The 20,081-nt window shown below is 44.2% G+C and carries 18 protein-coding genes and 1 pseudogene; 7 read left to right on the top strand and 12 right to left on the bottom strand.

The genetic code is table 11. The features are described from left to right. Positions 1–121 precede the first annotated feature (121 nt). A complete protein-coding gene (gene proC / locus D0463_RS03060) occupies positions 122–970 on the top strand; it encodes a pyrroline-5-carboxylate reductase (protein WP_117304938.1) in 849 nt (282 codons plus the stop codon). A gap of 720 nt (positions 971–1,690) precedes the next feature. Here the strand turns inward: proC and D0463_RS03070 are convergent. Further along, positions 1,691–3,211: a LysM peptidoglycan-binding domain-containing protein gene (locus D0463_RS03070; protein WP_117304941.1), complete on the bottom strand. Its 1,521-nt coding sequence runs from the start codon at positions 3,209–3,211 to the stop codon at positions 1,691–1,693. Positions 3,212–3,388: 177 nt separating this feature from the next. Between D0463_RS03070 and D0463_RS03075 the strand changes: the two genes are divergently transcribed. Genes D0463_RS03075 through D0463_RS03085 form a run of 3 tightly spaced genes read left to right on the top strand, consistent with a single transcriptional unit; the run spans position 3,389 to position 5,675 of the window. Next, positions 3,389–3,523, top strand: a complete 135-nt coding sequence (locus tag D0463_RS03075) for a cytochrome c oxidase subunit 2A (protein ID WP_117304942.1) — start codon at positions 3,389–3,391, stop codon at positions 3,521–3,523. 24 nt (positions 3,524–3,547) lie between these two features. Continuing rightward, positions 3,548–4,039, top strand: coding sequence for a cytochrome c oxidase subunit II (locus D0463_RS03080; protein ID WP_117304943.1), 492 nt, complete (start codon positions 3,548–3,550; stop codon positions 4,037–4,039). Further along, positions 4,029–5,675 carry a b(o/a)3-type cytochrome-c oxidase subunit 1 gene (locus D0463_RS03085; RefSeq protein ID WP_117304944.1) on the top strand — a complete coding sequence of 549 codons (1,647 nt, stop codon included), beginning with the start codon at positions 4,029–4,031 and terminating at the stop codon, positions 5,673–5,675. The genes D0463_RS03080 and D0463_RS03085 overlap by 11 nt, the downstream gene beginning before the upstream one ends. Positions 5,676–5,847: 172 nt before the next feature. Here D0463_RS03085 and rnz read toward each other — a convergent pair whose 3' ends face one another. Next, entirely contained in the window at positions 5,848–6,786 is a 939-nt protein-coding gene (gene rnz / locus D0463_RS03090; RefSeq protein ID WP_117304945.1) for a ribonuclease Z, read from the bottom strand. A 96-nt stretch (positions 6,787–6,882) separates the two neighbouring features. After that, complete coding sequence (locus tag D0463_RS03095; protein ID WP_117304946.1) at positions 6,883–8,403, bottom strand: amidase; 1,521 nt, start codon at positions 8,401–8,403, stop codon at positions 6,883–6,885. Between the two features lie 264 nt (positions 8,404–8,667). Here D0463_RS03095 and zwf point away from each other — a divergent pair, with 264 nt between their 5' ends. Further along, complete coding sequence (zwf, locus tag D0463_RS03100) at positions 8,668–10,164, top strand: glucose-6-phosphate dehydrogenase (RefSeq protein ID WP_117304948.1); 1,497 nt, start codon at positions 8,668–8,670, stop codon at positions 10,162–10,164. Positions 10,165–10,280: 116 nt separating this feature from the next. Here the strand turns inward: zwf and D0463_RS19290 are convergent, their stop codons facing one another. Next, a complete protein-coding gene (locus D0463_RS19290) occupies positions 10,281–10,445 on the bottom strand; it encodes a hypothetical protein (RefSeq protein WP_160118354.1) in 165 nt (54 codons plus the stop codon). A 133-nt stretch (positions 10,446–10,578) separates the two neighbouring features. Further along, positions 10,579–11,051: pseudogene (locus D0463_RS03105) on the bottom strand (GNAT family N-acetyltransferase). A 107-nt stretch (positions 11,052–11,158) separates the two neighbouring features. On the opposite strand from D0463_RS03105, the gene D0463_RS03110 reads away from it, so the two are divergent. Then, the gene (locus tag D0463_RS03110; RefSeq protein WP_117304950.1) at positions 11,159–11,332 is read left to right on the top strand and encodes an asparagine synthase; all 174 of its coding nucleotides are present in this window, start codon (positions 11,159–11,161) and stop codon (positions 11,330–11,332) included. Between the two features lie 605 nt (positions 11,333–11,937). Here the strand turns inward: D0463_RS03110 and gndA are convergent. The 5 genes from gndA to mce form a co-directional block, all read right to left on the bottom strand. Next, the gene (gene gndA, locus D0463_RS03115) at positions 11,938–13,350 is read right to left on the bottom strand and encodes an NADP-dependent phosphogluconate dehydrogenase (protein WP_117304953.1); all 1,413 of its coding nucleotides are present in this window, start codon (positions 13,348–13,350) and stop codon (positions 11,938–11,940) included. A 103-nt stretch (positions 13,351–13,453) separates the two neighbouring features. Then, complete coding sequence (locus D0463_RS03120; protein ID WP_117304955.1) at positions 13,454–14,746, bottom strand: DNA polymerase IV; 1,293 nt, start codon at positions 14,744–14,746, stop codon at positions 13,454–13,456. 117 nt (positions 14,747–14,863) lie between these two features. Then, the gene (locus D0463_RS03125) at positions 14,864–15,985 is read right to left on the bottom strand and encodes a M20/M25/M40 family metallo-hydrolase (RefSeq protein ID WP_117304957.1); all 1,122 of its coding nucleotides are present in this window, start codon (positions 15,983–15,985) and stop codon (positions 14,864–14,866) included. A gap of 99 nt (positions 15,986–16,084) precedes the next feature. Beyond that, entirely contained in the window at positions 16,085–17,635 is a 1,551-nt protein-coding gene (locus D0463_RS03130; RefSeq protein ID WP_117304960.1) for an acyl-CoA carboxylase subunit beta, read from the bottom strand. Beyond that, positions 17,632–18,054, bottom strand: coding sequence for a methylmalonyl-CoA epimerase (gene mce, locus D0463_RS03135; protein WP_117304962.1), 423 nt, complete (start codon positions 18,052–18,054; stop codon positions 17,632–17,634). The genes D0463_RS03130 and mce overlap by 4 nt, the downstream gene beginning before the upstream one ends. 168 nt (positions 18,055–18,222) lie before the next feature. On the opposite strand from mce, the gene prli42 reads away from it, so the two are divergent. After that, entirely contained in the window at positions 18,223–18,321 is a 99-nt protein-coding gene (gene prli42 / locus D0463_RS19295; protein ID WP_160118355.1) for a stressosome-associated protein Prli42, read from the top strand. A gap of 39 nt (positions 18,322–18,360) precedes the next feature. On the opposite strand, the gene D0463_RS03140 is transcribed toward prli42, so the two are convergent. After that, the gene (locus tag D0463_RS03140) at positions 18,361–18,870 is read right to left on the bottom strand and encodes a L,D-transpeptidase (protein WP_117304964.1); all 510 of its coding nucleotides are present in this window, start codon (positions 18,868–18,870) and stop codon (positions 18,361–18,363) included. A gap of 33 nt (positions 18,871–18,903) precedes the next feature. Beyond that, positions 18,904–19,893, bottom strand: coding sequence for an aromatic acid exporter family protein (locus D0463_RS03145; RefSeq protein WP_117304966.1), 990 nt, complete (start codon positions 19,891–19,893; stop codon positions 18,904–18,906). Positions 19,894–20,081 lie beyond the last annotated feature (188 nt).

Below are 20,081 nucleotides of genomic sequence, written 5' to 3' on the forward strand. Positions count from 1 at the left end.
ATCTTTCAGCGCGAAAGATGAACAAAGGTGGTACCACGGAAGCTAGACCTTTCGTCCTTTATTGGATGAGGGGTCTTTTTGTTTTTATTAAAAAATCGTTTACACAAAAGGACGGATATTCATGAGCAAAATCGCATTTATTGGTGCGGGTTCAATGGCCGAGGCCATCATATCAGGAATGATCACAAGGGGTGTCACAAAACCGGGAGACATTCATATAGCAAATAGGTCAGATGAGGGGAGACTATCTTCTTTACAAAATGGCTATGGCGTGACTGTTTGCAGATCCAGCGCTGAACTGTTGGATGGAGCGGCAATTGTCGTGCTCGCTGTTAAACCGAAGGATGTGCTGGCGGCAATGGATGCGGTGAAGTCTCACATTACTGAAAAAATGCTATTTATATCGGTAGCGGCAGGCGTGAATATCTCAAGCCTTGAAGCAATTCTTTCCAAAAAAATTCCGATCATCCGGGCGATGCCTAATACATCGGCGGCAGTCGGCCAGTCCGCAACTGCACTTGCCGTCAATCAATACACGAAACAGGACGATCTTGAACTTGCCTGCCAATTATTTGAAACCATCGGTTCGGTCGCCATCGTTGCGGAAGAACAAATGAACGCCGTCACCGGGTTATCTGGAAGCGGTCCTGCTTATATTTATTATCTTGTGGAAGCGATGGAGAAATCATCGGAGATAATCGGCTTGGACGGAGAAACGGCAAAGCAATTAATCATCCAGACATTAATCGGCGCCGCTGAAATGCTAAGCAACTCGGACAAAACCCCGGCCACTCTCCGTAAAGAGGTCACCTCCCCTGGAGGGACAACGGAAGCAGGCATTAAAGTGCTTGAAGCACACGGTGTGCAAGAAGCACTCATCTCCTGCATTCAGGAAGCAGCGCAGCAATCCAAACGAATGGGACAGCAAATCAGCCAGGAGATTTCAAAGGGCACAGTGCTCCGCCGCTGAGTAAAGTCCGTTTGACTTTAATTAGAAATACCCTACAAAACTGAAAAACAGAGACCATACATCTCGGATTCACTGAAATAATGGGACGAAAATTTATTGAGGTTCCGGAAATCCCAGACAGGCCTGGATCAAGGATACTGCAAGTAAACAAAAGAAAGAGTTTTTCGCTCGACTTTTTTCTGCAAGTGACAAAGCATAGCTTGTTTGATTTTTTGAAAATCCAGGGTATAATAGAACAAAAGTATTGCATATATTAAAAAAGACCATTTGGTGTTGGAGCACCAAACGGTCCTGCAATAGAGGTTCCCTTCAAAGGGGCTCAGCATAATAGGGAAGATAATCCACCACTAGCCGTCTAGCTCAAGGGTGGATTATTTTTTGTGGTTCTTATCGAATGACAGTACAGCAAGGATCAAGCTTGCAAAAGCACAAGCAAACATCAAAGCGTCAGAAACTGTACAGCACCACCCCCTTTCTAACGGGGATGAGCTGACCACCCTTGAGACACCTATTCTATTGTTTTTTCATTATCACATCTATTTATGCTTATTTAAGACTAATAATGATCCATTTAAAAACAAGTATTTACAAAGACATTAAAGAGAATGAGGGTACTTACTAATCTCTAAAAAAATAATCCACCTGGTGTTGGTGGATTACTTCTGTCTTTCCTGTTGCAAGACCGTCCGGCGTTCCCGCCCCGACGGTCTTTTTCTTTCATTAATTAAAATGATAAACGCCCCAGATATCAGCTGTTTCCGAACCGATATACCAGGCAGCTGCTCCGCCCAAGTGATTTTGTTTTACCAAATTCATGCGAAGCCCGATTGACTTTTGATCTTCGAGCCAGATTTGATGCTTTTCTCCACCCGCTGTATATTCCACATAATTTTGTGAGGTTTTTTGATCCCACACCTTTTGAAGGCCCTTGGATGAAATGATTTGATTCGCCTGGGCCATCGTCCGGTCATGGCTGGTTACTTTTCCTGTTGATAGATTCGTAACCCACTCCCGGGTGTAGAATGGTACAGCAAGAATGATCTTGTGGGACGGCACCTCTTTCATCAAGAGCTCGATCCCTTCTTTCGTCCATGGCAAGGAGGCGACCGATCCCGCTTTCGGGCTTCCTCCCCAGTGCTCGTCATATCCCATCATCACGATATAATCGGCAATCTTGCCAAGCTCCTTCCGGTCAAAGCTTCCTGACCAGAACGGGTCTTCGTTTTCCCGGCTCACATCCACAGACACGATGATTCCGTGTGGCTGAAGAGCCTTTTTAAGTTCCCCGATAAAAACTACATAATCCTGCTTGTTTTTGATATTGATATTTTCAAAGTCTACATTAATTCCATCGCTATCGGTTTGCACGAGTGAATCTCTTAGCGTTGAGATTACTTTTAGCCGTTTCTGCGGATTGCTGAGCACAGAATCGGTTAAGGCAGGGTCAAATTTATTGCCAAATAGCGGCCAAAGTTGTTTCCCCTCGGCATGGACGGCTTGGGCATACCGTGCATCAACAGAAACCGAGACTGCGTTTTCCGTGCTGTTTAATGCATACCAGCGCGGTGATACGACATTTAAATTTGGCTGTTTTAGTTGTTGAATATAACTGTCTGTCGTCCCATTATAATTCCAGCCCATGACGATGCGTTTTTGTGCCTTCGTTTGCAGAAGGGACTTTTTCATCCAGCCTTTTTTACCGCCAAGTAATTGAACCTGGGCATAATAATCCGGAATCTTGATTTTTTGGCCGATGGACAGCTTCGTTGAACGTAAGTTATTCAGCTTCGTTACATCGCTGACTGTAACCCCGTATTTTGTTGCAATTTTCCAAAGCGTATCACCTGATGCGACCGTATAGACCTGATATTTCTGCGGTATTTTCAACTTTTGACCGACACTGATTTTGGTAGTCGTTAATTTGTTTTCTTTTTGCAGCTCGCTTACGGTGATCCCATACTGATTAGCGATGATCCATAGGGTGTTGCCGGAGACTACGGTATGGATGACGCTAATTGCGGAATCCCCCGCTGCCGAAGAGATAATCGGGTATTGCTCTCCCTTTTTTAAGACCGATAAAACCGGAGAACCCAGTTTAGGTGAACTGTATACTTTCGCATCGTCTGTTTTAACAGTACCGATCGAAAGGGTATGATTTGCCGCTTCCCCTTTAGCCGGGTTAAGGCTTATACAAAGAAAAGCTATGATAACAAAGCTAAAAAACTTTTTCACTATTTCCATTCTCCTTCATAGATTTTTAACTTTCATAGTTTACTATGGTGAAACGTTAAAAGAATAGAGGTACATTGTGGAAGCAAGATGGCGACGTTCACATTTTTGTTGATAACATAGATAACTTGCAATCTATGCCAATGGTAAAATTAAACATGTAAGCGATGGACTTTTTTAAAAAAAGAGGTGATTAAATTGGCCCAAAAAAAGAAAGAGGAGAAGGAAGATACGCTAAAAGGGACACTCGCTTCCGTCATGATATTGGGAGTGTTTCTGATCGTCTCCTGGTTTAGTGTTTACGCTTTATTTCTTTCAAGATAATACATAGACAAGTAGGTGAAAAATATGAAAATCCATAAGTTTGAAAAGATTTGGCTTCTATTTGGTACCGGCTCATTAATTTTATTTTTAACCATTGTCGGGGTCCAGGCTTTTTCTATGGGGAATCATCCGCCAAGCGGACACCATATGATCGATCCTGAAAAGGTAAAAGAAACAGCTCCATTTACAGAACCAGGCCTCCACAAGATTGGGGAAAACGAATATGAATTGGTCATTGTCGCTTCCGCTTTCAATTATGACTTGGGCGAAGATGATAAGACGGTCACGATTCCTAAAGGAGCAAAAGTAACCTATAAAGTAGCCACCACTGATGTGGTTCACGGATTCTCCGTAGCAGGAACGAATGTAAACATGATAGTAGAACCAGGCTATGTGAGTGAATTAACGGTCACCCATGAAAAAACGGGAAAGTTTACTGTCGTGTGTAATGAATATTGCGGAACAGGACATCACATGATGTACGGAACAATCGAGGTGACAGATAATGCAAAGTAAATTAGGGATTGATAAAAAAGATGCAAAACTGACTTTGGCTCATATTTATGTCGCTTTCACAGCCTTGCTTTTAGGTGGTCTTTGCGGGTTGCTTCAGACGCTCGTGCGTTCTGGAACCTATCAGTTGCCCGCCGGAATTGGATACTATCAGCTGTTAACGGTACACGGAGTTTTATTAGGACTTGTATTAACTACATTTTTCATTATCGGATTTCTATTTGCTAGCATCAGCAAAACAAGCGGTGCTTTTTCAAAAGGGGAAAGAGTAACAGGTTGGGTTGGATTTTGGCTCATGACTGTGGGAACCGCTCTTACAGCCTTTTACATTTTAATCGGAGAGGCATCTGTTTTATATACCTTCTATGCACCGCTTATGGCTCACGCAGGTTTCTATATCGGCCTTGCCCTTCTTGTTGTTGGAAGCTGGGTTAGCGGTTTCAGCATGTTTGCCAAATATATCAGGTGGAAGCGGGAAAATAAAGGCCAGATGCCGCACGTCCTCAGTTTTATGGCCGTGATTACGATGGTTTTATGGCTTGTGGCGACATTGGGAGTGGCTGCGACTGTATTAATCCAATTTATCCCGTGGTCACTCGGGATAACCGATGAAATCAATGTGTTGGTCAGCAGAACCTTGTTTTGGTATTTCGGTCACCCTCTTGTCTATTTTTGGTTGTTGCCTGCTTATATGGTTTGGTATGTGTCCATTCCTAAAATCATCGGGGGCAAGATATTTTCGGATTCACTTGCAAGGCTATCATTTATCTTATTCTTATTATTTTCGATTCCAGTCGGTTTTCACCATCAATTAACAGAACCCGGCATAGACCCGGGATGGAAGTTTGTCCAGGTTGTTCTCACCTTTATGGTCGTGATTCCATCCTTGATGACGGCATTTTCCATGTTCGCGACCTTTGAAATAGCAGGCAGGAAAAACGGCGGAAAAGGATTGTTCGGATGGTTCAAAACCCTTCCTTGGGGAGATGTCCGTTTCTTTGCTCCTTTTGTCGGGATGCTCGCCTTTATTCCAGGCGGCGCGGGCGGCTTAATTAACGCATCCCACCAAATGAATCAGGTGATTCACAACACCATCTGGGTTACAGGACATTTTCATTTAACGGTGGCGACGACGGTATTGTTGACGTTCTTTGGAATTTGCTACTGGCTCATCCCTTCTCTTACAGGAAGGACACTTACAAAAAGCATCAACCGCTTAGGCATCGTCCAAACCATCGTTTGGACAGTCGGGATGACGATTATGTCGGGAGCGATGCATTTCCAGGGTTTACTCGGAGCTCCAAGACGCTCTTCTTATTCAACATACGGCGGCAGCGCTCAGGCAACCGAATGGGTCCCTTACCAGATTCTTCAGGCGATTGGCGGAAGCATTTTATTCATCGGTATTATCTTAATGATTTACATCTTCATACAGCTGTTGTTCTTTGCTCCGAAAGGGGAAACAGAATTTCCGGTCGCTGAAGTTTCCGAGCATTCAGGGAAAACGCCGGCCATTTTCGAAAACTGGTATGTCTGGATTGGGGTATTGGTTGCGCTCATTTTGATTGCTTATGCGATTCCATTCATGAATATGATCGAACACGCACCACCTGGTTCAAAAGGATTTAAGCTGTTTTAAATCATTCATCAAAAGTTTTTTAAAAGGAGGCGTTAGAAAATGTTTTTAATCGTGCTTTCTTTAGTAATCGTTTCAGTTGTTGGAATTATTATCGCGGTGGAAGTGTCAACACCTGAAGAAAATATGAATTGATTAATAGTGTATGAAAAAGCCCTCGATTAAGAGGGCTTTTTTAACTTCCATTCCCCGGATATAGCGGAATTTTGATACTAAGCAAATCCTCAGCGATGACGGTTTTTGGAAAGATTTCTCTGCTTTCTGCCCTGAGTATTTTCGCATCTTCTTCCGTATATCTCGAACTTATATGAGTCAAGATCAGTTGTTTGGCATTAGCTTGTTTTGCGGTTTGGGCCGCTTGTGTAGTTGTCGAATGGTAATAATCACGCGCCATTTCAGATTCATGCTTTGAAAATGTCGCTTCATGGATAAGGTAATCGGCATCCCCGGCCAGGATCACGGCATTGTCACAGGTTCGCGTATCGCCAAGAATCGTGATAATCCGGCCCTTTTGCGGAGGATTCAGATAATCGGCTCCGTGCAAAATCCTGCCGTCCTCAAGCCGGACAATTTCGCCATTCTTTAATGCCTTGAAGGCGGGACCAGGCTTTACTCCCTCTAAGCGGAGCTTGTCGATAAGCAGACTTCCCGGGCGATCGCGTTCAACAATCCGGTAGCCCAGACACATAATCCCGTGATCAAGCGGAAGTGCCGTTACCGTAAACTGTTCATCCTCAAACACAATGCCCTCTGTAATTTCAACGATCTTGAGCGAGTACTTCAAATGAGTTCCACTCACTCGAATGCTGGTCGTAATGAATTCCTCTGTTCCCACTGGACCGTAAACGATAAGCTCGTCCGTGCCTCCTTGGAATGATCGGCTTCCAAGCAAGCCGGGCAATCCAAAGATATGATCCCCGTGCAGGTGGGTAATAAAGATTTTCTCGATTTTGCCAGGCTTCACAGGCGTCTTAAGAATTTGATGCTGGGTCGCTTCGCCACAGTCGAACAGCCACACTGCCCCTCTCTCTTCAAGGAGTTGCAGGGCAATCGAGGATACATTTCTTGCCTTCGCCGGCATTCCTGCTCCTGTCCCTAAAAAAACAAAATCCACATCCACTACCTCCACCTAATATGTATGCAACCACTATAACATAAAAAGGGAATTCGCTTAAGTGAGCGATTCCCTCTCCAATTTATAAAAACATTTCTAATTCTGACCTATTGGCTGCCCCAAAAACATGGGATTTCTTTTTACGTCAGTCCACTCTTCCAAAGTCTCAAGCCGGGCCGCCAATTCAAATAGCAAGTCCTCCCGCCCCCTCCCGGCAATGAATTGTACCCCGCAAGGCAGTCCGTTCGCAGTAATGTGAAGCGGAACGGACATGGCCGGCTGGCCTGTCAGATTGGCTAATTGGGTAAACGGTGTCCGCTTTAAGCTGTTTTCTACAATTTTATCAACCATCCCGCTTTTTTTGACCAGCCCTCCAGCGCCAAGCTTCCCGATAATGTCAAGCATCACCTTTTCCGCTCCCCTTGAATTCAACTCGCCGATTTTTGCTGGTGGAAACGCAGTGGTAGGTGTCATATACAAGTCATAAGTTTCATGGAAGGTTTCCATTTCAAAGGCTGCTTGATCCCATTCCCGTAAAGCGAGGACAAATTCTTCTGCGCTTGCCGCTTTACCAAGAAGGCCTAAAAGCCATGTCGTTGGTTCTACGTCATCGAATTTGACTTTACGCCCCAGCTGCTGTTCAAGATCGCTTATGGTTGCTCCCACTTCTCCAAAGTACATCATCATATAACTATTCGCGAGCTTGTTCCCGTTGACCGCGGGTTTTTTCTCCTCGACCGAATGCCCCATCGATTCCAGCAATTTGGCTGTTTTCCTCACTGCTTCGATGCATTCTGGATCCACCTCGGTGCCTATCGGGGATTCAGTCGAAAAAGCGATTCGATATTTTCTTTCTGTTGGGTTTTGGACAATTTCCAAGTATGACCCATCAAACGGGAGAGCATGGAAAGCAGCTCCTTTTTCATATCCAGCGATTTGATCGAGCATCGCCGCACTGTCCCGAACACTTCTGGTTAGCACATGGTCTGAGGAAGCACCCTGCCATTGACGGCCCAATTTCGGCCCGGCAGGCGTTCTGCCTCTTGTTGGCTTTAATCCAAACAAGCCGCAATAAGCAGCAGGTATCCGAATGGAGCCTCCTCCATCATTTGCTCCGGCAATCGGCACCATGCCAGAAGCGACTGCCGCCCCTGATCCACCGCTAGAACCACCGGGTGTATGCTCTGTATTCCAAGGATTTCTCGTTGGGCCGTGAAAAGCAGGCTCTGTAATGCCCATTAAAGCAAATTCAGGCACATTCGTCTGTCCAAGAAAAACGGCTCCTGTGTTCCTGACCCTTCGTACAAATTCGGCATCACGAACAGCAAGATAATTCTGGAACGATTTTGATCCCGATGTAATCTTTTCTCCTTCAATCTCCTGGGTTATATCCTTTAGAAGCATTGGCACGCCTGCAAAAGTGCTATTCATATCAAGTGTGCCGACGGCAGCTTTTGCCTGCTCGTACATTTTATTAATAACCGCATTCAAATTGGGATTAATCGCTTCAATCTGGTTGATGGCCTCTTCCAATATTTCTTGGGTCTGAACTTCCTTTCCTTTAAGCAATTCCGCAAGCCCCAGCGCATCATAATCCCGATAGTGAAAACCCTTCATCGCTCCATTCCCCCTGATATACATTAATTTATTCTATTTAATTAAATATAAAGTATTTATCAGAAAAGTCAAAATTCATAGGCCAAAAAACCTATTTACATATATCGGGAAGTTTTAATCTATTCATAAGGAATAGAAGAATATAATACATTTCTTTGAAAAAGAATAAGGATGTATGCAATATGTTTGCGTTACTGTTTAACAAATTATATATTGAAAGAGTATTTTTTCAGAAGCAATTGATCAGGAAAAGAGGTTTTAGCTTTGGTTCAAAATAATAAACCGTCCGCACTAATCATGATATTCGGAGCAACCGGGGACTTGGCTAAGCGCAAGCTGTTCCCTTCCATTTATCGATTATTCCAAAAAGAAAAGATAGATAAATTTGCCGTTGTCGGCGTGGCAAGAAGGCCTCTTACCAATGAAGAATTCCAAGCCAATGTGAAGGACTCGATTCTAACCTTCACCAATGAACAGGAAAACATCGACGACTTTGCCTCTCACTTTTTTTATCATTCGCATGATGTGACCAGTTCCGAATCGTACATACAGTTGAAGGAGATCGCAGACCGTTTAGATAGCCATTATCAGCTTGAAGGCAACCGTGTCTTCTATCTTGCCATGGCTCCTGAGTTCTTCGGAACAATCGCAGAACAGGTGAGAGAGCAAGGTCTCACTGACACAACCGGCTATAAACGCCTTGTCATTGAAAAACCGTTTGGACACAGTTTTCAAAGTGCTTTGGAGCTTAACAAACGGATCCGTACTGCGTTTGAAGAAGACGAAATCTATCGCATTGACCACTATCTCGGTAAAGAAATGGTACAAAATATTGAGGTCATCCGTTTTGCCAACGCTCTTTTTGAACCATTATGGAACAGCCGCTACATCTCCAATATTCAGGTGACTTCAAGTGAAACGCTTGGTGTAGAGGAACGCGGCCGTTATTATGAAACGAGCGGGGCATTACGAGACATGGTCCAGAACCATATGCTGCAAATGGTTGCACTTCTTGCGATGGAACCGCCCATCCGGTTGACTACCGAGGAAATCCGCAGCGAGAAAGTGCGTGCGCTTCGTTCCCTTCGTTCGATGACTGCGGAAGAAGTGAATCAATATTTTGTGCGTGGCCAGTATGGCTCAGGCACAATGAATGGGGAAAATGTTCCCGGTTACCGGGAAGAGCAAATGGTTGATCCCGAGTCAAACACGGAAACATTCGTCGCTGGGAAACTGATGATTGACAACTTCCGTTGGGCCGGTGTACCTTTCTATATTCGTACCGGGAAAAGGATGGACATTAAATCAACTAAAATCGTGGTCCAATTTAAGGACATTCCGATGAATTTGTATTACAAAACGGGAGAAACGCTTCACCCTAACCTCCTTGTCATCCATATTCAGCCTGAGGAAGGCATCACCCTTCTCCTGAACGCTAGAAAAACTGGAAATGGTATGAGATCGAGACCGGTACAGCTGTCATATTCAAATAAAAGCAGCGACAAACTTAACACACCAGAGGCGTATGAAAAGCTTCTGTTCGATAGCATGCGAGGCGATGCCACGAACTTTACGCACTGGGACGAAGTGGCCTTATCATGGAAATTTGTCGATAGCATTTCCGAAGTATGGGAAACGACAAAGGACAGCACTTTCCCGAACTACAAAGCCGGTACAACCGGACCTGAATGCGCTGACGAACTGCTGGAAAAAGACGAACATTTCTGGTGGCCTGTAGAAAACCTCGACCTTGAAGAGTAACGCTTAAAGAAAAAGGATATCCCGACCGGGATATCCTTTTTCTCATGATGCGCCTTATTTGGTGATTTGGATTAATTATTGCGAGTTTGGATTAAATATCCACCGAATCGGATTAATTAATTATTTACTGACTTGGATTTATTTCTAAAAATCTTCCCTCTAATTGAATCGAGGATCTCTCGGTGTTTTTTAGCCGTTCCTTTATTCATCCAAAACGACACGCCTGATTCCAGGATGATCAAAAAGAGAAACACTGATCCAACAATCCAAAGCATCGGCATGTTCATCCTCCCTTTTGTCTTATCAGCTTATGTTGGAAATCATCAAATATTATCTGATCTTTTTCTTTAAGGGTATCTTTTTGGACAAAAAAAAGAAAATCCGATATGGACTATTTTCCATAGGATTTTCTGACTAAATTTTTTTCGCAAAAACGACTCTATCCCCATTTTCCCCGTCGTAATTGCTATGTACGGAAATCCCATCTATCTCTTTATCTCCCTGAATAATCGTAAAGCCAAGCTGACTGTGAAAGGATATCGAATTCCGATTAACCGGCGATGTTATGCATTTTATCGTGTCCACACCTTTTACACAGCAACAGAACTTGCGAACCTATCATACAGCTGTCTGCCAATGCCCTGTTTGCGGAAATTGGGGTTAACCCCTACAAAATGCACATACGCTGTATTGGGTTCCGTCTGTGAAAGAAATCCGACGATGAAACCGGCTATTTCTCTATCCTTTTCGATGACAAAACTCGTATCATTAAAATGCTGAAAGAAAAGCCTGGGCAGCATGGAACTCATCTTACGCCCACCCCACCAATCATTCAAGCGGGAAATGATGTGTGGATAATCATCTTCCTTTATATTTCGGATGTTCATTCATATCGCTCCTTTGTGTATATGTTCCTTACATACTTCCGCCTGCTTCGGCAAGACTAACAATGGTGATTTTTCACCGAACCTGACTACGAATGGAGGGTATAACCATGAACGTTCGTGAAGGCCTGATTCCCACTGCTTTAGGTACTGCTGTAACAGCTGCTGGTTATGCAATGAAACAGAACGAGGGTTCCAATAAAATGGTTGCTAATACCATATTCGGATTTGGATTGGCCCATGTGGTTCTTGGCGTCATTGACCTTGTGGAACATCGTCGTTAACAATGGAGGAGCACAGATCTGTGCTCCTTTTACTGTAATTTTAATAATAGCTCGTAAATTCCGATGATCGAGCACAAATTCCGATGATCGAGCATAAATCCAGATCATCGAGCACAAATTCGGATGATCGCGCACAAATTCACATCATCGAGCACAAATTCCGATGATCGAACATAAATCCAGATTATCGAGCACAAATTCCGATGATCGAGCATAAATCCAGATCATCGAGCACAAATTCTGATCATCGAGCACAAATTCCGATGATCGAGTACAAATCCAGATCATCGAGCACAAATTCGGATTATCGAGCATAAATCCAGATCATCGAGCACAAATCCGGATCATCGAGCACAAATTCTGATCATCGAGCACAAATCCGGATCATCGAGCACAAATTCCGATGATCGAGCATAAATCCAGATCATCGAGCACAAATTCGGATGATCGCGCACAAATTCACATCATCGAGCACAAATCCGGATCATCTAGTACAAATTCATAATCGCTTCTTAAAATCACCATGAAGTAACGGCATTTCCTAAAATTATACCCAAAAACGGACTAACCTCTAAGATTAGTCCGCTTTCGTCATTATATGAAACCTATTTCTCCATCCATTCTGTATGGAAAGTTCCTTCTTTGTCGACGCGTTGATAAGTGTGTGCCCCGAAGTAATCACGCTGTGCCTGGATTAGGTTGGCAGGCAGCGTTTCCGTGCGATAGCTGTCGTAATAAGAAAGCGCAGCAGCGAAGCTTGGAACCGGAATCCCGTTCATGACTGCTGTGGATACTACTTCACGAAGAGCTCCCTGATAGCTTTCGACGATTTCTTTGAAATACGAATCGAGAAGCAGATTGTTCAGTTGGCCATCGCGGTCATAAGCATCCTTGATTTTCTGCAAGAATTGCGCCCGGATGATACAGCCTCCGCGGAAAATCATCGCAATTTCCCCGTAGCGCAGGTCCCAGCCGTACTCCTCAGAGGCGGCTTTCATTTGCGCAAAGCCTTGTGCGTATGAACAAATTTTACTCATATATAGTGCTTTTCGGATGCTCTCGATGAATCCGTCCCGATCACCGGAAAACGGTTTGATTTCAGGTCCGCTTAGTATTTTGCTTGCTGCAACACGCTCGTCCTTAAGGGCAGAAATAAAACGGGCAAACACGGATTCTGTAATGATTGGGAGTGGAACGCCCAAATCTAGTGCACTCTGGCTTGTCCATTTGCCTGTGCCTTTCTGGCCGGCTTTATCGAGGATGACATCAACCATCGGCTTGCCGGTTTCCTCATCATATTTCTTGAAAATATCAGCGGTAATTTCAATGAGATAGCTGTCCAGCTCGCCTTGATTCCAATCGGCGAATACGCTGTGAAGCTCTTCCGCGGAAAGTCCGAGGATATTTTTTAATAAGAAATACGATTCTGAGATAAGCTGCATGTCTCCATACTCAATTCCGTTATGGACCATCTTTACATAATGACCGGCACCATCCGGACCAATATATGTACAGCATGCGTCTCCATTTACCTTGGCAGAGATATCCTTTAAGATCGGCGCAACCAGTTCATACGCTTCCTTTTGTCCGCCAGGCATGATCGAAGGACCGGTCAACGCACCTTCCTCACCGCCGGAAACGCCAGTACCGATAAAATGAATGCCAAGCGCGCTAAGCTCTTCATTGCGGCGCTGAGTGTCCTTGAAGAATGTATTACCGCCGTCAATTAAGATGTCACCTTTATCAAGCAAAGGCTTAAGCTGCTCGATTGTGGCGTCAGTCGGGCCTCCGGCTTTGACCATTAACAGGATTTTGCGAGGACTCTCCAACGAAGAAACAAACTCTTCGACACTATATGTAGGAACCACGTTTTTACCTTGTGCCTCACTCATCATCTCATCCGTTTTTTCTCTTGAACGGTTGTATACCGAAACAGAATAACCTCTGCTCTCAATATTAAACGCAAGGTTTTTACCCATTACGGCAAGTCCGACTACACCAATTTGCTGTTTTGACATGGATTCTCTTCCCTTCTTTACCTTATCGGCTTACTATATCAACTATCTCAGCGATGTTCAAACATCATGCTTTTTCCTTTATATTTTACCCGTTAACTTGTTATTATTTATTTTCTTTTTTTGAATCATCAATGTTCCTGTCCTTTAAACTGAAATTATCAAAAAAGTCTTTACCAAAACTGGTCTCAGCCACAACCGGGGAATTTTTCATTTCAGAAGGCCCTTTTGTAATGATATCCTTGCCATATTTATTCTGTAACTGGTCTAAAGCTTTATATAAAGGCTCCTTTTCGGCATCCTTATGATAGGAAAATAAATCAAGCTGCTTGAAGGCTGCTTCTCTCTCGGTGACATCAAAGGCCGTCACCCCGAGCAACCTGATCTTTTCTCCCTTCCAATGCTTCTTAAAAAGCCGAACTGCCATGGCATGGATTTCGTCCGCCGCTGAAAAAGGATTTTCGACGATCCTGCTTCTCGTGATCGTTTTTCTATCTTTATAGCGGATGGTGATGCCGATTTTCTGGCCAACCAGCCCTTTATTCTTCAAGCGAAGAGCCACTTTTTCCGACAGCTTTCTTAATATATCGATCAATTCTTTTTGGTTGGTGGAGTCATGCGGCAGGGTGGTTGAATTGCCAATACTTTTATGTTCAAAAATAGACTCGGGATCGACCTGTCTTTGATCGTTTCCATTCGCACGCTCTTTCAGGCGGAGTCCGTTAATTCCCAACACCTGTTTCAATTGAATTTCATTTGCTTTCGCTAAATCGCCAATCGTGCTGATCCCGATGTTTTCCAACTTTTCAGCTGTCTTCTTGCCGATTCCGTGCATTTCACCAACATGAAGCGGCCACATCTTGATCGGGACGTCGCGTTTTCGCAAAATGGTGATGCCCATCGGTTTTTTCATATCGGAGGCTGTTTTGGCAAGAAATTTGTTTGGAGCGACCCCAATGCTGCATGGCAAGTCCATCGTTTCAAAGATTCGCTTTTGGATGCTTTCAGCAATTTCGATCGGTGAACCAATATCACCTGAGTCTGTAATATCAAGGTATCCTTCATCTATTGAAACAGGCTCCACCAACTCCGTATACCCTCGGAAAAGCTCAAAAATAGCCAATGAAGCTTTCTTATATCTTTCGAAATTAGGCGTCATCACAGTCAGCTGAGGGCACAGTTTTTTAGCTTCCCAGAGGGGCATCGTTGTTTTTACACCGAATTTCCTTGCCTCATAGCTGCAGGTTACAATGATGCCCCTCCTTTCTTCGGGATTGCCGGCAATTGCGAGCGGTTTGCCTTTTAAAGAGGGATCGTAAGCCATTTCAACCGAGGCGTAAAAGCTATTCATATCTACATGGAGGATTACTCTGCCATTCTTGGGATACATCTCGTTCACGCCGTCACTTCCTTGTCAAACTCCGTTTACTTCTATTTTAACAAAACTCGTCAACAGGTACACTACCACTCTGTATGTAAAATAAAGACGCTGAAAATTCAGCGTCCTCTGACTTCTTTACTTTCTAGCTACTTCTTGGACAATCGCAATGACCATTTCGCCAAGCTTTGACAATTCCTCGACCGGGATCTTTTCATTCGTTGTATGAATTTCTTCGTATCCCACTGCAAGGTTAACAGTCGGAATGCCGAAACCTGCAATGACGTTTGCGTCGCTTCCGCCTCCGCTTTGCTGCAGTTCACAAGGGCGGCCAATTTTTTCGGCTGCTTTTCTAGCGACTTCCACAACATGATCACCCGCACCATACTTAAATCCTGGATACATAACGGTTATTTCAACATCGGCACGTCCGCCCATTTCTACTGCGGCGGTTTCAAATGCTTCTTTCATTTTGTCGGCCTGTTGTTCCATTTTTTCTGTAATTAGAGAACGAGCCTCTGCAAGGATCTCAACATGATCGCAAACGATATTAGTCTGTGTACCGCCTTCAAAGCGCCCGATGTTGGCTGTTGTTTCTTCATCAATTCTGCCAAGCGGCATTCTTGAGATTGCTTTCGAAGCAATCGTAATCGCGGAAATCCCCTTTTCGGGAGCAACGCCGGCATGCGCTGTTTTTCCCTGAATAATCGCTTTGACCTTCGCCTGTGTCGGAGCAGCGACAATGATATTGCCGACTTTCCCATCGCTATCAAGTGCGTACCCGAATTTTGCAGTAACCAAGGAACGGTCAAGCACTTTTGCTCCGACTAAACCGGATTCTTCCCCGACAGTTATGATGAATTCAATCGTGCCGTGCGCGATATTTTGCTCTTTTAATACTCTGATTGTTTCAAGCATGACAGCAAGCCCGGCTTTATCATCCGCACCGAGGATCGTCGTGCCGTCTGAAACAATATATCCATCCTTAATCGATGGCTTGATTCCTTTACCCGGCACCACTGTATCCATATGGGATGTGAAGTAGATCGTGTCGATTCCTTCTTTTCTGCCTTTCAGCGTACAGACAAGGTTACCGGCTCCATGTCCGGTCAAGCCGGTTGTGTCATCTTCAAAAACTTCAACGCCAAGCGCTGTAAACTTATCCTTTAGTACTTTGGAAATTTCGGTTTCAAATTTTGTTTCCGAATCAATTTGAACCAGTTCCATAAACTCCTGGACTAATCGCTCTTCATTAATCAATGTCAATACCTCCAAAAATGATCTACTGTATCAGTATACTCCTGATACTCGACCGGCGGCAAATATCCGGGATAGAACATAAGGCATTTTAAACGTTATTTACAAAGGGATATTGCCATGCTTTTTGAACGGCCGGGATTCCTTCTTGTTGCGGAGCATTTCAAGTGCCTGGACAAGCTTGATCCTTGTGTCGCGCGGATCGATCACATCATCGACCATTCCCTGGCTTGCTGCAACATACGGGTTCGCAAACTTTTCGCGGTACTCCTCGATCTTTTTGGCGCGCGTTTGTTCAGGGTTTTCGCTGTTCTGGATCTCCCGGGCAAAAATAATGTTAGCCGCTCCCTGTGGCCCCATGACGGCAATTTCCGCATTCGGCCAGGCGTAAACCAGGTCAGCCCCGATCGATTTACTGTTAAGAGCCACATAGGCACCACCATATGCTTTACGCAAAATGACCGTAAGCTTCGGTACAGTCGCCTCTGAATAAGCGTATAGTATCTTAGCACCGTGCCTGATTATGCCGCCGTGCTCCTGCTTTACGCCCGGGAAAAAGCCGGTAACGTCTTCAAATGTAATGATCGGGATATTGAAGGAATCACAGAACCTAATAAAGCGGGCCGCTTTATCGGAAGAATCGATATCTAGACCGCCGGCCATGAATTTAGGCTGGTTGCATACGAGTCCAACCACTTCTCCTTTAATTCGTGCGAGGCCGATTACAATATTCTTTGCAAAATCCTTTTGCACTTCCATAAATGAACCTTCATCCGTGACTTCTACAATGACAGTTCGGACGTCGTATGGACGCAATCCGTCAAAGGGAATCGCCTCCGTCAGGTTCGGACGGTAATCATCTTCCTCATTAAACTCTGCACGAGAAGGTTTTTCTTCATTATTCTGTGGCAGATAGCCGATAAGCTTCCGCACCATTTCAAGCACTTCTTCTTCTGTTTGTCCCTGAAAATGGGCATTCCCGCTAATGCTGTTATGTACTTTTGCGCCGCCTAGATCCTCAGAGCTGATCTTTTCTCCGGTGACAGCTTCAATGACTTTTGGGCCCGTGATGAACATTTGGCTTGTTTTCTCAACCATGAAGACAAAGTCGGTGATCGCAGGCGAATATACGGCTCCCCCGGCACTAGGCCCCATAATCACAGAAATTTGCGGGATTACCCCGGAATATATCGCGTTCCGGTAAAAGATATGACCATAGCCGTCCAGGGATACGACTCCTTCCTGAATACGGGCCCCGCCTGAATCATTGAGCCCGATAAATGGAGCGCCATTTTTCGCTGCCAGATCCATCACATTCGCAATTTTCTTAGCATGCATTTCACCAAGGGCGCCGCCAAAAACGGTGAAATCCTGCGAAAATAAATAAATCGGTTTTCCGTTTACTTTGCCGTAACCGGTCACGACTCCATCTCCCGGCCCTTTCACACCATCAAGCCCAAAATCGCGACTGCGGTGTTCAATAAAAGGATTTAATTCAACAAATGTACCAGGATCAACCAACAAATCAATCCGTTCCCTCGCGGTAAGCTTTCCTTTTTCATGCTGCTTTTCGATTCGTTCATCCCCGCCGCCCAGCTCAATTTCCCGGCGCCGGTCGTACAGCTCATTGATTTTTTCATAGATGTCCGTCATTCCTGATCCTCCTCTGTCTCATTCCGTTCACAAAGCTCATAAAGAACGCCAGCGGTTCCTTTTGGATGAATAAAGGCGACATTTGCATGGTGTGCCCCGAGCCTTGGCTTCTCATCTATCATTTTAACGCCATTTTCCTTAATTTGCTGGATCCTGGCTTCAATATCTTCCACACCCAGAGCGATATGGTGGATACCCTGCCCCCGTTTTTCAATAAATTTTGCAATCGGACTGTCAGGTGATAACGCTTCCAATAACTCCAGCCTCGTATTACCCGCAGAGACAAAAGCAACCCTGACTCCTTGGCTTTCAACCGTTTCAACGCCTTCAAGCTTCAATTGAAAGACATTTGTATAAAGCGGAAGGGCTTCTTCAATCGAAAAAACAGCGATTCCAATATGATCAATATTTTTTATCATAACAGTCCCCCATTTACGTTTGACAATTATCTGACTATAACAATATTCAACAATAATCAGCATAATCCTGCTTATGCTACGGGTAAAATATGTTCGTCATTATTGCTTGTCTACAGGTAACCACTCACGTTACAATAATAGTAATCAATTCAGGTAGGGGAGAGTATGATGAGAAATAGAAATTTCAGGAAAATGGTCGTTTATTTGATGATCGCAACGATGCTGTTAACCTCATTATTGTCAGGAATGATAGCATTTTTTATGTAAAATTAAGGGTCTTAGCACATTTGCTAAGACCCTGTTTATTTATTTAATCGCGCCTTGTTCTTTGGCAAGCGTATAAAAATCTTTATTGGTTTTCGTAACCAAAATCTTCGTCCCGATCGGAACTTTATTATATAACCTTTCTACATCGGCGTTTTTCAAGCGGATGCAGCCGTTTGAAATATATTTACCGACCGTCCATGGCTGATTCGTCCCGTGGACCCCATATATTCTCCCGGCTGTATTTTTTGCATCAAAGCCAATCCACCGGGTCCCGAGCGGATTCTTCGGGTCACCGCCAGGAATATTCTGTTTGCGGTAATAAGGATTGACCGCCTTCACTTTTACGGTAAATAATCCTTCCGGTGTAAGTTCCTGACTTCTTCCCGTCCCGGCAGGCAAAACTTCTTGGACTGCATTGTCCTTGATGAATGCCAGCTTATTCGTAGCCTTGTTCACGATTATAAACGGGTCACCCGGTTTGACAGCAGGTACATCCGGATGGATTGGCGAAACCATCATGGCAAGCAAAATGGATAGTAGTAGCTTCATGTTGTTAACGCTCCCTTGCGTTTTTCGTTTATTTTAAACAAGGGAGTCGTTTTTCATTCGGCCTTTCGTTTCTAAAGGGAGTCCCTTAAAGGATAGCTTAATCTCAAGATAACGCTCCATTTCCCTCACCAGCTGGAATAAAGCCGCCCTGGATTCAAAATCTTCCCGTGTTTTCGGAAGCTCCATTTCTTTGATTTTTCCTCTCATTTCCTCGAGTTGCTGTAAATATACAATGGCCGTATTTTGCGGATGGACGTTCTCACTTAATTCTTGAATGAAATCAGCCAGTATCCCGCTCTGCCTGACATTTGTCGGGATGCTCGTCACTAGGGGCAGAATCCGCTCGATTATCTCAAATTGCTTTTCCCTCATTTTAAAATAATGATAATAGACATCCTCGCCCCTTAGAAAATGATTCTCGACATCCCGGAAAGCCATTGTTTTTGCCTCTTCCAAGAGCTGGTTCGTCTCGGTTATTTCCTTACCGTCCCAATCGCTTTCATTGGTCCGCAAGTAATTAACAATCTCCCGCAGAATGACACTGAAGTTTTTTTCAATTTCCACCCGGTAAGTGACCAGTTTATTCTCAAGACTTGGCATGTAAAGATTCATAATCAGGGCAACACCAATACCGATTATAATCAGAGCCGTTTCATTGAGCACCAGATCCACCGTCAAATTCCCGGCCATATAAAAATGAAGGACGATGACGCTGCTTGTGACAATCCCTTCCTGGATCTTTAGCGTTACAGTCGTTGGGATAAATAACAATAGCATCAGCCCGATTACAATCGGATGATAGGCAATGGCTTCAAAAAGGATCGCTGAAAACACAATCGCCAGCAGGCAGGCCAAGAATCTCGACCAGGCCGCCTTCAGTGATTTCTTCTTCGTAACCTGGACGCAAAGAATCGTCAAAATACCCGCTGAAGCAAAATTGTCCAGGCCAAAAAACTGGGCAATCATAATCGCAAGCGTCGCCCCTAAAGCGGTTTTCATCGTTCGATATCCGATTTTAAACATATATGTATCACCGGTTTCTATTTTCTTAATATCCATAGTATCAGCAAAACGGCGAGTTTTACAGCAGAAACTCGAGGGCCTATATAATATAGATTATTTTTCATTAGTGTTGCACTAATGTATTTTAAGTATTGGCTCTGTTAAATTCCATTGTTGATTTTCAAATGGTCATGGAATCTACTCGCTTT

The organism is Bacillus sp. V59.32b (genome assembly GCF_003429085.1).
Taxonomy (GTDB): Bacteria; Bacillota; Bacilli; order Bacillales; family DSM-1321; genus Peribacillus.

Excerpts from the sequence above, each read along its gene's own strand:
- D0463_RS03130 (WP_117304960.1), bottom strand. The coding sequence starts at position 17,635 with ATGACGGACATCTATGAAAAAATCAATGAGCTGTACGACCGGCGCCGG.
- D0463_RS03140 (WP_117304964.1), bottom strand. The coding sequence starts at position 18,870 with ATGAAGCTACTACTATCCATTTTGCTTGCCATGATGGTTTCGCCAATC.
- D0463_RS03110 (WP_117304950.1), top strand. The coding sequence starts at position 11,159 with ATGAACGTTCGTGAAGGCCTGATTCCCACTGCTTTAGGTACTGCTGTA.
- D0463_RS03145 (WP_117304966.1), bottom strand. The coding sequence starts at position 19,893 with ATGTTTAAAATCGGATATCGAACGATGAAAACCGCTTTAGGGGCGACG.
- prli42 (WP_160118355.1), top strand. The coding sequence starts at position 18,223 with ATGAGAAATAGAAATTTCAGGAAAATGGTCGTTTATTTGATGATCGCA.
- proC (WP_117304938.1), top strand. The coding sequence starts at position 122 with ATGAGCAAAATCGCATTTATTGGTGCGGGTTCAATGGCCGAGGCCATC.
- D0463_RS03070 (WP_117304941.1), bottom strand. The coding sequence starts at position 3,211 with ATGGAAATAGTGAAAAAGTTTTTTAGCTTTGTTATCATAGCTTTTCTT.
- D0463_RS03085 (WP_117304944.1), top strand. The coding sequence starts at position 4,029 with ATGCAAAGTAAATTAGGGATTGATAAAAAAGATGCAAAACTGACTTTG.
- D0463_RS03095 (WP_117304946.1), bottom strand. The coding sequence starts at position 8,403 with ATGAAGGGTTTTCACTATCGGGATTATGATGCGCTGGGGCTTGCGGAA.
- D0463_RS19290 (WP_160118354.1), bottom strand. The coding sequence starts at position 10,445 with ATGCCGATGCTTTGGATTGTTGGATCAGTGTTTCTCTTTTTGATCATC.
- D0463_RS03080 (WP_117304943.1), top strand. The coding sequence starts at position 3,548 with ATGAAAATCCATAAGTTTGAAAAGATTTGGCTTCTATTTGGTACCGGC.
- mce (WP_117304962.1), bottom strand. The coding sequence starts at position 18,054 with ATGATAAAAAATATTGATCATATTGGAATCGCTGTTTTTTCGATTGAA.
- gndA (WP_117304953.1), bottom strand. The coding sequence starts at position 13,350 with ATGTCAAAACAGCAAATTGGTGTAGTCGGACTTGCCGTAATGGGTAAA.